Source organism: Streptomyces sp. NPDC007863 (assembly GCF_040633895.1).
Lineage (GTDB): Bacteria > Actinomycetota > Actinomycetes > Streptomycetales > Streptomycetaceae > Streptomyces.
On sequence record NZ_JBEYEI010000004.1, the window covers coordinates 119,550 to 130,741 of the forward strand.

Here is an 11,192-nt window from a genome sequence, read left to right on the forward strand (position 1 = left end):
GGTGTCCGAACTCCTGAGCGCCCCGCTCGCCGCCTCGCGCGGACGGCTCAGCGCGTCGGCTCAGCGCCTTTCGGGCTTGGCGCTGCGCGACATGAGCTCCTTCAGGGCGACCGTCGGCGGCTTCCCGTCGTGGACGATCGAGACGACGGTCTCGGTGATGGGCATGTCGACGCCGTGGCGGCGGCCCAGATCGAGCACCGACTCGCAGGACTTGACGCCCTCCGCGGTCTGCTTGGTGGCCGCGACGGCCTCCTGGAGGGTCATCCCGCGGCCGAGGTTGGTGCCGAAGGTGTTGTTCCGGGAGAGCGGCGAGGAGCAGGTGGCGACGAGGTCGCCGAGGCCCGCGAGGCCGGAGAAGGTCAGCGGGTCGGCGCCCATGGCGAGGCCGAGGCGGGTGGTCTCGGCGAGGCCGCGGGTGATGAGCGTGGCCTTGGAGTTGTCGCCGAGGCCCATGCCGTTGGCGATGCCGACGGCGAGGCCGATGACGTTCTTCACCGCGCCGCCGAGCTCGCAGCCGACCACGTCGGTGTTGGTGTACGGGCGGAAGTACGGGGTCATGCAGGCGGCCTGGAGCCGCTGGGCGACCGACTCGTCGACGCAGGCGGCGACGGCGGCGGCGGGCTGCCGGGCGGCGATCTCACGGGCCAGGTTGGGGCCGGTGAGGACGGCGACGCGCTCGGCGGGGACGCCGGCGACCTCGGTGATGACCTCGCTCATCCGCTTGGCGGTGCCGAGTTCGATGCCCTTCATGAGGGAGACGAGCACGGTGTCGGGGCCGAGCTTCGGCGCCCAGGCGGCGAGGTTCTCGCGCAGCGTCTGGGAGGGGACGACGAGGACCGCGAAGTCGGCCCCCTCGGCCGCCTCACCCGCGTCGGCGGTGGCCGTGATGCCCTTGGGGAGTTCGACACCGGGCAGGTAGTCGGGGTTGGTCCGGGTGGTGTTGATGGTCTCGGCGAGCGCGGGACGGCGGCCCCAGAGGCTCACCTCGCAGCCCGCGTCGGCCATCACCATGGCGAAGGCGGTGCCCCAGGAACCGTTCCCGAAGACGGCGGCCTTGGTCATACGGCGCCTCCCTCGGCGGCCTTGCGGCGCAGGGCCTGACGGGCGCGGCGCGGATCGTAGGGCTCGGCGGGGGCCTGCTCGCCGCGGACCTCCTCCAGGAGGGCGGTGATGGCGGCCATGATCGTCTCGGTGGCCTCGCGCAGCACCTCGGGGGTGGGCTCCAGGCCGTCGAAGCGGGAGAGGTCGACCGGCGGGCCGGCCTGCACGATCAGCGTCTTGCGCGGGAAGAAGCTGAACTTGTCCTTCTTCGCGTACGGCGGCATCGCGAGGTTGGCGCCCCACTGGGCCACCGGGATGACGGGCGCCTTGGTGAGCAGCGCGACGCGGGCGGCGCCGGTCTTGCCCGGCATGGGCCACATGTCGGGGTCCCGGGTGAGGGTGCCCTCGGGGTAGAAGGCGACGCACTCGCCCCGCTCGATGGCGTCCACGGCGGCGCGGAAGGCGTCCAGGGCGTTCGCGGTCTCGCGGTAGACGGGGATCTGGCCCGTGTTGCGGAGCATCGTGGCGACGAATCCGCCCTTGAAGAGCCCCGCCTTGGCCAGGAAGCGGGGCACCCGGCCGGTGTTGTACTGGTAGTGCGCGTAGGAGAGCGGGTCCAGGTAGGAGTTGTGGTTGACCGCGGTGAGGAAACCGCCGTCGGCCGGAATGTGCTCCATGCCGCGCCAGTCCCGCTTGAACAGAACCACCAGGGGGGGTTTGGCGATGACCGCCGCGAGGCGGTACCAGAAGCCGATTCTGCGGCGGGGCACTCGGCGCACCTTTCTCCGGGTCTTGCTGGCAGGGGGTCAAGTGTCGCCCCATGCTCCTGCTGTGTCGAGTGACACCGTACGCCCCGGGGCCCGGCCCGTACCGCCGGGGCGGGACAGAATGGGCCGCGATGAACACGGATGCGGACGACGGCTGGTCCCTGGTCGTACCCCTGAAGCCCCTGGCCCTGGCGAAGAGCCGGCTGGCCCCCGCCGCCGGGGAGCTGCTGCGGCCCCGCCTCGCCCTGGCCTTCGCCGAGGACACGGTGGCCGCGGCCCTGGAGTGCCCGGAGGTCCGGGACGTGGTGGTGGTCACGGACGATGCCTCGGCCGGGCGGGCGCTGGCCGCGCTGGGGGCCCTGGTGGTGCCGGACGCCCCGGCGGCGGGGCTCAACGCGGCGCTCGCGCACGGCGCCCGGGCGGTACGGGAGCGGCGGCCGCACGGGCGCGTGGCGGCCCTGAACGCGGATCTGCCGGCGCTGCGTCCGGTGGAGCTGGCACGGGTCCTGGCGGTTGCCCGGCAATTCCCTAGGGCATTTCTCGCGGATGCCGCCGAAATCGGTACGACATTCCTCTCGGCGGCCCCGGGGGTGGAATTGGAACCGGCATTCGGTGGTGCGTCGCGGCTTCGGCATTTGTCTTCGGGCGCGGTGGAAATCACGCTGTCCGGGGTGGATTCCGTGCGCCGGGACGTGGACACCGGCGAGGATCTGGCGGCGGCGGGTTCGCTGGGCCTCGGTCCGCGGACGGCGGCCCGGCGTCCGGCGGCGGCCGGATAGGCTGCGGTCCATGCAGGCGACCGCGTACACGTACGACCCCGAGACCCGCAGCGGCAGTGTGCTGCTCGACGACGGCACCCCGGTGGAGTTCGGGACGGAGGCCTTCGACGCGGGCGGGCTGCGGCTGCTGCGTCCGGGGCAGCGGGTGCGGATCGAGACGGAGCCGGGCGCCCGGGGCGCGGCCCCGCGGATCACGCTGGTGACGCTCCAGACCTTCTGAGCCCCTCCCCCGGCGCCCGACGGCCGTACGGCTCCGGGAACGCGCCGCGGGCCGGGCTCCCGTGGTGGGAGCCCGGCCCGGCGGACGTGCGGTGATCGTCCTACTTCTTGGCGGCGGCCTTCTTGGCCGTGGCGGTCTTGCGCGCCGTGGTCTTCTTGGCGGGCGCCTTCTTCGCCACGGTCTTCTTCGCCGGGGCGGTCTTCTTGGCGACCGTCTTCTTGGCCGCGGCGGCCGGGGTGGCCTTCTTGGCCGGGGTCGCCTTCTTGGCGGCGGCCTTCTTGGCCGTGGCGGTCGTCTTCTTCGCGGCCGCGGTGGTGGTCTTCTTGGCCGGCGTGGCCTTCTTGGCGGCGGCGGCCGTGGTCTTCTTGGCCGGAGTGGCCTTCTTGGCGGCGGCCTTCTTGGCCGTGGTGGCCTTCTTGGCCGCGGCCTTCTTCACGGTGGCGGAGGCGCCGCCGGTCAGGCTGCCCTTGGGGGCCTTCTTGACGGAGACCTCGCCGCCCTTGGGGAGCTTCTTCGACCCGCTGACCAGGTCCTTGAAGCCCTGGCCCGCGCGGAAGCGCGGAACGGAGGTCTTCTTGACCCGCACGCGCTCACCCGTCTGCGGGTTGCGGGCGTAGCGGGCCGGGCGGTCGACCTTCTCGAACGAGCCGAAGCCCGTGACCGAGACACGGTCGCCGGAGACCACGGCGCGCACGATGGCGTCGAGCACGTGGTCGACGGCTTCGGCGGCCTGCTGGCGACCGCCCAACTTGTCGGCAATCGCTTCTACGAGCTGCGCCTTGTTCACGTCTTCCCCTTCGGAGACTTTGCCGGAACGAAAGTGTTCAAGCTTTTTCGCACGTTAGGCATGTATATACCGCAAATCAAACACGAAACGGGCTAATCACCCTAGTGCCGCAACGCGGAAGTGCCGTTGCGGAGTTCCTGGTGTCAGTCGTCTTCAGGGAATCGACCCTCGTCGAGGTCCTTCATCAACCGGTCCAGACGCGTCGCCGCGTCCGCGAGATCGTGCTTCGCCGCGGCCGTGACGACCAGCAGCTTCCGGGACAGCGCCATCCTTACGCCCTCCGGGACTTGCAGTGCGCGCACCCGGAAGTGCGCTTCTTTCAATCGGTCGGCGACTTCCTCGTAGAGCTTGAGTTGGTTGTCGCGTTCCATGCACCGATTGTGCCATCTAGGGCGAGTTGTCGCCCGACAGGGTCTCAACAAGCGACTGCGCCCCCCACCGGAGGGTGGGGGGCGCAGTCTTGGAAAAGCGCTGCTCAGGCCGTAATTGTACGGGGCTTGAAGGACGGCCTGCCCGCCTCGTAGGCCGCGATGTCGGCTTCGTTCTGAAGGGTGAGGCTGATGTCGTCCAGGCCGTTCAGGAGCCGCCAGCGGGCGTTCTCGTCGAGCTCGAAGTCGGCGTCGATCCCGGCCGCCAGGACCTTGCGGGCCTCAAGGTCGACGGTGATCTCGGCGGTCGGGTCGGCCTCGGTCAGCTCCCAGAGGGCGTCGACCGTCTCCTGCGGGAGGACGACCGTCAGCAGACCGTTCTTCAGCGAGTTGCCGCGGAAGATGTCGGCGAAGCGGGCCGAGATGACGGCCTGGAAGCCGTAGTTCTGGAGCGCCCAGACGGCGTGCTCGCGGGAGGAGCCGGTGCCGAAGTCGGGGCCGGCGACCAGGACCGTGGCGCCCTGCCGCTCGGGGCGGTTGAGGACGAACTCGGAGTCCTTGCGCCAGGCCTCGAAGAGGCCGTCCTCGAAGCCGTCGCGGGTGACCTTCTTCAGCCAGTGCGCGGGGATGATCTGGTCGGTGTCGACGTTGCTGCGGCGCAGCGGGACGGCACGGCCGGTGTGCGTGGTGAAAGCTTCCATGGTTCTCAGACCCCCGCGGTGGTGACGGCGTCGGACAGGTCGGCCGGGGAGGCCAGGTGGCCGAGGACGGCGGTGGCGGCGGCGACCTGGGGGGAGACCAGGTGGGTGCGGCCGCCCTTGCCCTGCCGGCCCTCGAAGTTGCGGTTGGAGGTGGACGCGGAGCGCTCGCCGGGGGCCAGCTGGTCGGGGTTCATGCCCAGACACATGGAGCAGCCCGCGTGCCGCCATTCGGCGCCGGCGGCCTTGAAGACCTTGTCCAGGCCCTCCTCGACGGCCTGCAGGGCGACCCGGACGGAGCCGGGGACGACCAGCATGCGGACGCCGTCGGCGACCTTGCGGCCCTCCAGGAGGGAGGCGGCGTTGCGCAGGTCCTCGATGCGGCCGTTGGTGCAGGAGCCTACGAAGACGGTGTCGACCTTGATGTCGCGCAGCGGCTGCCCGGCGGTCAACCCCATGTACTCCAGGGCCTTTTCGGCGGCGAGGCGCTCCGAGGGGTCTTCGTACGAAGCCGGGTCGGGGACGTTCGCCGAAAGCGGGGCGCCCTGGCCGGGGTTGGTGCCCCAGGTGACGAACGGGGCCAGCTCGGCGGCCTCGATGACGACCTCGGCGTCGAAGACGGCGTCCTCGTCGGTCCTCAGGGTCTTCCAGTAGGCGACCGCGGCGTCCCAGTCCTCGCCCTCGGGGGCGTGCGGACGGCCCTTGAGGTAGGCGAAGGTGGTCTCGTCGGGGGCGATCATGCCCGCGCGGGCGCCGGCCTCGATGGACATGTTGCAGATGGTCATGCGGCCCTCCATCGAGAGTTTCTCGATGGCGGAGCCCCGGTACTCCAGGACGTAGCCCTGGCCGCCGCCGGTGCCGATCCTCGCGATGACGGCGAGGATCAGGTCCTTGGCGGTGACGTCGGCCGGCAGCTCGCCGTCGACGGTGATGGCCATGGTCTTCGGGCGGGCCATGGGCAGCGTCTGGGTGGCCAGGACGTGCTCGACCTGGCTGGTGCCGATGCCGAACGCCAGGCCGCCGAAGGCGCCGTGCGTGGAGGTGTGGGAGTCGCCGCAGACCACGGTCATGCCGGGCTGGGTCAGGCCCAGCTGCGGTCCCACCACGTGGACGACGCCCTGCTCGACGTCGCCGAGCGGGTGGAGCCGCACGCCGAACTCCGCGCAGTTCTTGCGCAGGGTCTCCAGCTGGGCGCGGGAGACCGGGTCGGCGATGGGCTTGTCGATGTCGAGGGTGGGGGTGTTGTGGTCCTCGGTGGCGAGGGTGAGGTCGAGGCGCCGGACCTGCCGTCCGTTCTGGCGGAGGCCGTCGAAGGCCTGGGGGCTGGTCACCTCGTGCAGCAGGTGAAGATCGATGAAGAGGAGGTCGGGCTCGCCCTCGGCGCGCCGGACGACGTGGTCGTCCCAGACCTTCTCCGCGAGTGTCCTACCCATCGCTTTCCCTCCGGCCGGCGGCTGCGCCGGCACCACTAGAGACCGTTGTGCGGTCCGTTGTGCGGCCGCCTCACCAGAGTGACAAGTTCCTCGGAAAATTGAACTTGCGTTTCACAGAGTGAGACGCGAATATCGTTGCATGGACAACTCTAGCGGCGTAGGCGTTCTCGACAAGGCAGCCCTTGTCCTGAGCGCCCTGGAGTCCGGTCCGGCCACCCTCGCAGGACTGGTCGCGGCGACGGGACTCGCACGACCCACGGCCCACCGACTGGCCGTGGCACTGGAACACCACCGGATGGTGGCCCGCGACATGCAGGGCCGTTTCATTCTCGGCCCGCGGCTCGCGGAGCTCGCGGCGGCGGCCGGCGAGGACCGGCTCCTCGCGACGGCCGGTCCGGTGCTCACGCATCTGCGCGACGTGACCGGGGAGAGCGCGCAGCTCTACCGACGCCAGGGCGACATGCGGATCTGCGTGGCGGCGGCCGAGCGGCTGTCCGGCCTGCGGGACACCGTCCCGGTGGGCTCGACGCTGACCATGAAGGCCGGCTCCTCGGCGCAGATCCTGATGGCCTGGGAGGAGCCCGAGCGGCTGCACCGCGGCCTCCAGGGCGCCCGCTTCACGGCGACGGCCCTGTCGGGCGTACGGCGCCGCGGCTGGGCCCAGTCGATCGGTGAGCGGGAGCCGGGCGTCGCGTCCGTCTCCGCGCCCGTCAGGGGCCCGTCGAACCGCGTGGTGGCCGCCGTGTCGGTCTCGGGCCCGATCGAGCGCCTGACCCGCCACCCGGGCCGTATGCACGCCCAGGCGGTCATCGACGCCGCCGCCCGTCTCAGCGAGGCGCTCCGTCGCAACGGCTGATCTTCCTCTGTTCATCTGTACGTTCTCCGGCTCACCGCTCCAACGCCGCAGCGGTGGGCCGGAGTTGTCCCTGCGCCGTGCCGGGAACAGCGAAGAAGCCCTCCCCCGAAGGGAAGGGCTTCTTCGTTTCGCGTACCCCCGACCGGATTCGAACCGGCGCTACCGCCTTGAGAGGGCGGCGTGCTAGGCCGCTACACAACGGGGGCTTTGGATCATGCGGGCGTTGGTACCGCCGCAGATCCGAGCTGGTCTACCAGGACTCGAACCTAGACTAACTGAACCAGAATCAGTCGTGCTGCCAATTACACCATAGACCAATACGTGGTTAGACCAGCGTCGTACCCCCGACCGGATTCGAACCGGCGCTACCGCCTTGAGAGGGCGGCGTGCTAGGCCGCTACACAACGGGGGCCCTAGCGATCCTGCATCGGTGTCACCGGGAGCTACCCAGGTGATCCCGCGGGAAGGATCTGTACCCCCGACCGGATTCGAACCGGCGCTACCGCCTTGAGAGGGCGGCGTGCTAGGCCGCTACACAACGGGGGCTCGTGGATGCCAATCCACTGGTTTGCAGATGAGCTCTGCGAGCTGGCCTACCTGGACTCGAACCAAGACTAACTGAACCAGAATCAGTCGTGCTGCCAATTACACCATAGGCCACCGGGGCAACTTCCCCGTGAGGGGGATCTTGCTCGGCTTGCGCTTTCCGGGTTCTTGCCTTTCGGCTTGCTCCCCTCGGCGCAGGAAGAACATTACCCGAAGGTGGACGGTGCTCCAAAACGGGTATCCCCGCGGAGCAGCGGAGGCAGCTGGTGGAGGTCGGTGATGCGGTGCAGGCCCGGCTGTCCGCCGGTGTCGGCGCGGTCCAGCCAGATGCCGTGGAGCCCCGCCTCCTGGGCGCCGAGCGCGTCGATGTCGGGGCGGTCCCCCACGTACGCCACCTCGCGCGGGGCGAGGCCGAGCGCGGCGCAGGCGGCGTGGAAGGCCTCGGCGGCCGGCTTGGCGGCGCCCAGCTCGGCGGCGCACAGGACGGCCTCGAAGTGGTCGCGGACGCCGAGGGCGCGAAGCTTGGGCTCCTGGGCGTGGAGGCTGGAGTTCGACAGGACGCCCTGCCGGTAGTCGGCGGCGAGCAGGTCGAGGACGGGCAGGGCGTCGGGGAAGAGCTCCCAGGCGGCCTCGTAGTGGGCCACGTACCGGTCGAACCAGGCGTCGGTCTCGGCGTCGGCCATCTCCTGCCGGTCCAGGAAGTCGCGGACGCGCCACCGGCGCTGCTCCTGCCAGTCGCCCAGGCCGTCCTCGTACCGCCGCCAGTGGTGCTCGGTGAGTTCCTTCCAGAGCCGCAGGGCGTCCTCGACGGATCCGTGCAGACCGGTCAGGCCCTCGGCGGCCAGGTGGGCGCGCATGCCGGCGCGGTCGGCGCCCGCGTAGTCGAAGATCGTGTCGTCCACGTCCCAGAGGACGGCCCGGATGCTCATGGCACCGACCGTACGCCCCGGGCGGCCCCGCCGGGAGGGGATCGGTGGATCTTGGTACGCCGACGGGGGCGGCGCCCGGAGGGTGTTCCGGGTGCCGCCCCCGTCGTCGTACGGGTGGCGCGGTTACGCGGCGAGCTTCGCCAGGGCCGCGTCGATGCGGGCCAGGGTCTTCTCCTCGCCCAGGATCTCCAGGGACTCGAAGAGGGGGAGGCCGACGGTGCGGCCGGTGACGGCGACGCGGACCGGGGCCTGGGCCTTGCCGAGCTTGAGGCCGTGGGCCTCGCCGGCGGCGAGGACGGCGTTCTTGAGCGACTCGGGGTCGTTCCAGTCGGCGTCCACCAGCTTCTCGCGGGCGGTGGTCAGGAGGGCCGCGGGCTCGCCCTTCATCGCCTTGTCCCAGGAGGGCTGGTCGAAGACCGGCTCGGCGAGGAAGAGGAAGTCGACGTTGGCCGTGATCTCGGAGAGGACGGTCAGGCGGGTCTGGGCGTGCGGGGCGATCCGCTCCCAGGCCGCGCGGTCGAAGTCCTCGGGCGCCCAGGGGGCGTGCGGGGCGCGCAGCCAGGGCTCGCAGGCCTCGGCGAAGGTCTTCACGTCCAGCATGCGGATGTGGTCCGCGTTGATGGACTCGGCCTTCTTGAGGTCGAAGCGGGCCGGGTTGGCGTTGACGTCCGCGATGTCGAACTTCGCCACCATCTCGGGGATGGTGAAGATGTCCTGGTCGGCGGAGAAGGACCAGCCGAGCAGGGACAGGTAGTTCAGCAGGCCCTCGGGGAGGAAGCCGCGCTCCCGGTAGAGGTTGAGGGAGGCCTGCGGGTCGCGCTTGGAGAGCTTCTTGTTGCCCTCGCCCATCACGTACGGCAGGTGGCCGAAGTGCGGGATCTCCTTGGCGACGCCCAGCTCGATCAGCGCCTTGTAGAGGGCGATCTGGCGGGGGGTGGAGGAGAGCAGGTCCTCGCCGCGCAGGACGTGGGTGATCTCCATCAGGGCGTCGTCGACCGGGTTGACCAGGGTGTAGAGCGGGGCGCCGTTGGCCCGGAGGATGCCGTAGTCCGGCACGTTCTCCGGGGTGAAGGTGAGCTCGCCGCGGACCAGGTCGGTGAAGGTGATCGGCTCGTCGGGCATCCGGAAGCGGACGATCGACGCGCGGCCCTCGGCCTCGTACGCCGCCTTCCGCTCCGGGGTGAGGTCGCGGCAGTGGCCGTCGTAGCCGGACGGGCGGCCGGCGGCGCGGGCGGCCTCGCGGCGCTCGTCGAGCTCTTCGGTGGTGCAGTAGCAGGGGTACGCGTACCCGCCGGCGAGCAGCTTCTCGGCGACGTCCTTGTAGATGTCCATCCGCTGCGACTGGCGGTACGGGGCGTGCGGGCCGCCGACCTCGGGGCCCTCGTCCCAGTCGAGGCCGAGCCACTTCAGCGAGTCGAGGAGCTGCTCGTACGACTCCTCGGAGTCGCGGGCCGCGTCGGTGTCCTCGATGCGGAAGACCATGGTGCCCTGGTTGTGCCGGGCGAAGGCCCAGTTGAAGAGGGCGGTGCGGACCAGGCCCACATGGGGGTTGCCGGTCGGGGACGGACAGAAACGGACGCGGATCGCGTTAGCCACGCTTGATCACCCTGTTGGTGAGAGTGCCGATGCCTTCGATGGTGACGGCGACCTCGTCGCCGACGGTGAGGGGGCCGACCCCGGCGGGAGTGCCGGTGAGGATGACGTCGCCGGGGAGCAGCGTCATGGCCTCGGTGATGTGGACGACCAGGTCCTCGATGGAGCGGATCATGTCGCTCGTCCGACCGAGCTGGCGTTGTTCGCCGTTGACCGTGGCCTGGATGGCGAGGTCGCTCGGGTCGAGGTCGGTCTCCACCCAGGGGCCCAGCGGGCAGCTCGTGTCGAAGCCCTTGGCGCGGGCCCACTGGGCCTCGCGCTTCTGGACGTCGCGGGCGGTCACGTCGTTGGCGCAGGTGTAGCCGAAGATCACGTCCTTGACGCGCTCCCGGGGCACCTCTCGGCACATGCGGCCGATCACCACGGCCAGTTCGGCCTCGTGGTGCAGCTCGCTGGAGAAGGAGGGGAACTCGATGGCGTCGCCGGTGCCGATGACCGAGGTGGTCGGCTTGAAGAAGGCGACCGGGACCTCGGGGACCTCGTTGCCGAGCTCCTTGGCGTGCTCCGCGTAGTTGCGGCCGATGGCCACGACCTTGTTGGGGAGCACCGGCGGCAGGAGCCGTACCTTGCTCAGCGGGACCTTGGTGCCGCTGAGCTCGAAGTCGGTGTACGGGATGCCCTTGATGATGTCGAGGACGAGGCCGCCGGACTCGACGGTCCCCTCGCCCTCGACCGCGCCGAAGGCGACATTGCCGTCGATGGAGAATCTGGCGATGCGCACGAGTGCTGTCGCCCCTCACTTGGTACTGGCTGGAGTCTGACGCTCCAGGCTAACGCGGCGCGGGGCGGCCGCCCGGCGGTTTTCGCCGGTGGCGGGCGGGTGGAGCGCCCGATCAGGCCTCGGCGAGGTAGGCCGGGACGTACGGCGCGGGGGCCTGCATCAGGACGGTGCGGCGCGGGTTGGCCGTCGCGCCGGGGAGCTCCGTCGCGTACTCGGGGGTGGCGCCGCGGCCGAGGGCGGCGGCGTCCGCGAGGTGGGCGAGGGTGGAACGGCGCGGGTTGGCCGTGGTGGCGGGCGTGGGTGCAGTCATCGCGCAGGCAGACCTTGTCCGGGACGGGCGCCCCTACGGGCGCGAGAATGGTGTAAAGCGTCAGGCTAAATCAAGGCGTTCCCT

At 70.7% G+C, this 11,192-nt stretch carries 13 protein-coding genes and 5 tRNA genes; 3 read left to right on the plus strand and 15 right to left on the minus strand.

The genetic code is table 11. The annotated features are described in order from the left end of the window. Positions 1-60 precede the first annotated feature (60 nt). Together ABZ621_RS07830 and ABZ621_RS07835 are read right to left on the minus strand one after the other, a co-directional pair. Positions 61-1,062 (minus strand): NAD(P)H-dependent glycerol-3-phosphate dehydrogenase, encoded by a 1,002-nt coding sequence (locus ABZ621_RS07830; RefSeq protein ID WP_360601795.1) that lies wholly within the window; start codon positions 1,060-1,062, stop codon positions 61-63. Beyond that, positions 1,059-1,811, minus strand: coding sequence for a lysophospholipid acyltransferase family protein (locus ABZ621_RS07835; protein WP_360601797.1), 753 nt, complete (start codon positions 1,809-1,811; stop codon positions 1,059-1,061). Before ABZ621_RS07835 ends, ABZ621_RS07830 begins: the two co-directional genes overlap by 4 nt. A 128-nt stretch (positions 1,812-1,939) precedes the next feature. Here ABZ621_RS07835 and cofC point away from each other — a divergent pair, with 128 nt between their 5' ends. Further along, complete coding sequence (cofC, locus tag ABZ621_RS07840) at positions 1,940-2,587, plus strand: 2-phospho-L-lactate guanylyltransferase (protein WP_360601799.1); 648 nt, start codon at positions 1,940-1,942, stop codon at positions 2,585-2,587. 10 nt (positions 2,588-2,597) lie between these two features. Then, entirely contained in the window at positions 2,598-2,807 is a 210-nt protein-coding gene (locus tag ABZ621_RS07845) for a hypothetical protein (protein ID WP_360601801.1), read from the plus strand. 100 nt (positions 2,808-2,907) lie between these two features. Here ABZ621_RS07845 and ABZ621_RS07850 read toward each other — a convergent pair whose 3' ends face one another. The 4 genes from ABZ621_RS07850 to leuC form a co-directional block, all read right to left on the minus strand. Then, positions 2,908-3,594 (minus strand): HU family DNA-binding protein, encoded by a 687-nt coding sequence (locus ABZ621_RS07850; protein WP_360601803.1) that lies wholly within the window; start codon positions 3,592-3,594, stop codon positions 2,908-2,910. Between the two features lie 143 nt (positions 3,595-3,737). Continuing rightward, positions 3,738-3,965 carry a hypothetical protein gene (locus tag ABZ621_RS07855; RefSeq protein WP_360601805.1) on the minus strand — a complete coding sequence of 76 codons (228 nt, stop codon included), beginning with the start codon at positions 3,963-3,965 and terminating at the stop codon, positions 3,738-3,740. A gap of 104 nt (positions 3,966-4,069) precedes the next feature. Then, positions 4,070-4,663, minus strand: coding sequence for a 3-isopropylmalate dehydratase small subunit (gene leuD / locus ABZ621_RS07860; protein ID WP_360601807.1), 594 nt, complete (start codon positions 4,661-4,663; stop codon positions 4,070-4,072). A gap of 5 nt (positions 4,664-4,668) precedes the next feature. Further along, positions 4,669-6,093, minus strand: a complete 1,425-nt coding sequence (leuC, locus tag ABZ621_RS07865) for a 3-isopropylmalate dehydratase large subunit (RefSeq protein ID WP_360601809.1) — start codon at positions 6,091-6,093, stop codon at positions 4,669-4,671. A 139-nt stretch (positions 6,094-6,232) separates the two neighbouring features. Here leuC and ndgR point away from each other — a divergent pair, with 139 nt between their 5' ends. Further along, complete coding sequence (ndgR, locus tag ABZ621_RS07870; protein WP_005311436.1) at positions 6,233-6,949, plus strand: IclR family transcriptional regulator NdgR; 717 nt, start codon at positions 6,233-6,235, stop codon at positions 6,947-6,949. Positions 6,950-7,082: 133 nt separating this feature from the next. On the opposite strand, the gene ABZ621_RS07875 is transcribed toward ndgR, so the two are convergent. The 9 genes from ABZ621_RS07875 to ABZ621_RS07915 all read right to left on the minus strand — a co-directional run bounded on the left by ABZ621_RS07875 (position 7,083) and on the right by ABZ621_RS07915 (position 11,108). Next, a tRNA-Glu gene (locus ABZ621_RS07875) sits at positions 7,083-7,155 on the minus strand. A 39-nt stretch (positions 7,156-7,194) separates the two neighbouring features. Beyond that, positions 7,195-7,266 (minus strand) — tRNA-Gln (locus tag ABZ621_RS07880). A 22-nt stretch (positions 7,267-7,288) separates the two neighbouring features. After that, positions 7,289-7,361: transfer RNA gene (locus ABZ621_RS07885), tRNA-Glu, on the minus strand. Positions 7,362-7,422: 61 nt separating this feature from the next. After that, a tRNA-Glu gene (locus ABZ621_RS07890) sits at positions 7,423-7,495 on the minus strand. Between the two features lie 42 nt (positions 7,496-7,537). Further along, a tRNA-Gln gene (locus ABZ621_RS07895) sits at positions 7,538-7,609 on the minus strand. A gap of 92 nt (positions 7,610-7,701) precedes the next feature. Then, complete coding sequence (locus tag ABZ621_RS07900; RefSeq protein ID WP_360601811.1) at positions 7,702-8,424, minus strand: HAD family hydrolase; 723 nt, start codon at positions 8,422-8,424, stop codon at positions 7,702-7,704. A 123-nt stretch (positions 8,425-8,547) separates the two neighbouring features. Then, on the minus strand, positions 8,548-10,020 hold the full coding sequence (gene gltX / locus ABZ621_RS07905; RefSeq protein ID WP_360601813.1) for a glutamate--tRNA ligase: 1,473 nt from the start codon (positions 10,018-10,020) through the stop codon (positions 8,548-8,550). Beyond that, entirely contained in the window at positions 10,013-10,798 is a 786-nt protein-coding gene (locus ABZ621_RS07910) for a fumarylacetoacetate hydrolase family protein (protein ID WP_360601815.1), read from the minus strand. The genes gltX and ABZ621_RS07910 overlap by 8 nt, the downstream gene beginning before the upstream one ends. Positions 10,799-10,910: 112 nt before the next feature. Further along, entirely contained in the window at positions 10,911-11,108 is a 198-nt protein-coding gene (locus ABZ621_RS07915) for a hypothetical protein (protein ID WP_360601817.1), read from the minus strand. Between the last annotated feature and the right edge of the window lie 84 nt (positions 11,109-11,192).

Bases quoted from the DNA above. Each gene is read 5' to 3' on its own strand.
- ABZ621_RS07855 (WP_360601805.1), bottom strand. From the start codon at position 3,965: ATGGAACGCGACAACCAACTCAAGCTCTACGAGGAAGTCGCCGACCGA.
- cofC (WP_360601799.1), top strand. From the start codon at position 1,940: ATGAACACGGATGCGGACGACGGCTGGTCCCTGGTCGTACCCCTGAAG.
- ABZ621_RS07845 (WP_360601801.1), top strand. From the start codon at position 2,598: ATGCAGGCGACCGCGTACACGTACGACCCCGAGACCCGCAGCGGCAGT.
- ABZ621_RS07830 (WP_360601795.1), bottom strand. From the start codon at position 1,062: ATGACCAAGGCCGCCGTCTTCGGGAACGGTTCCTGGGGCACCGCCTTC.
- ndgR (WP_005311436.1), top strand. From the start codon at position 6,233: ATGGACAACTCTAGCGGCGTAGGCGTTCTCGACAAGGCAGCCCTTGTC.
- ABZ621_RS07900 (WP_360601811.1), bottom strand. From the start codon at position 8,424: ATGAGCATCCGGGCCGTCCTCTGGGACGTGGACGACACGATCTTCGAC.
- leuD (WP_360601807.1), bottom strand. From the start codon at position 4,663: ATGGAAGCTTTCACCACGCACACCGGCCGTGCCGTCCCGCTGCGCCGC.
- leuC (WP_360601809.1), bottom strand. From the start codon at position 6,093: ATGGGTAGGACACTCGCGGAGAAGGTCTGGGACGACCACGTCGTCCGG.
- ABZ621_RS07915 (WP_360601817.1), bottom strand. From the start codon at position 11,108: ATGACTGCACCCACGCCCGCCACCACGGCCAACCCGCGCCGTTCCACC.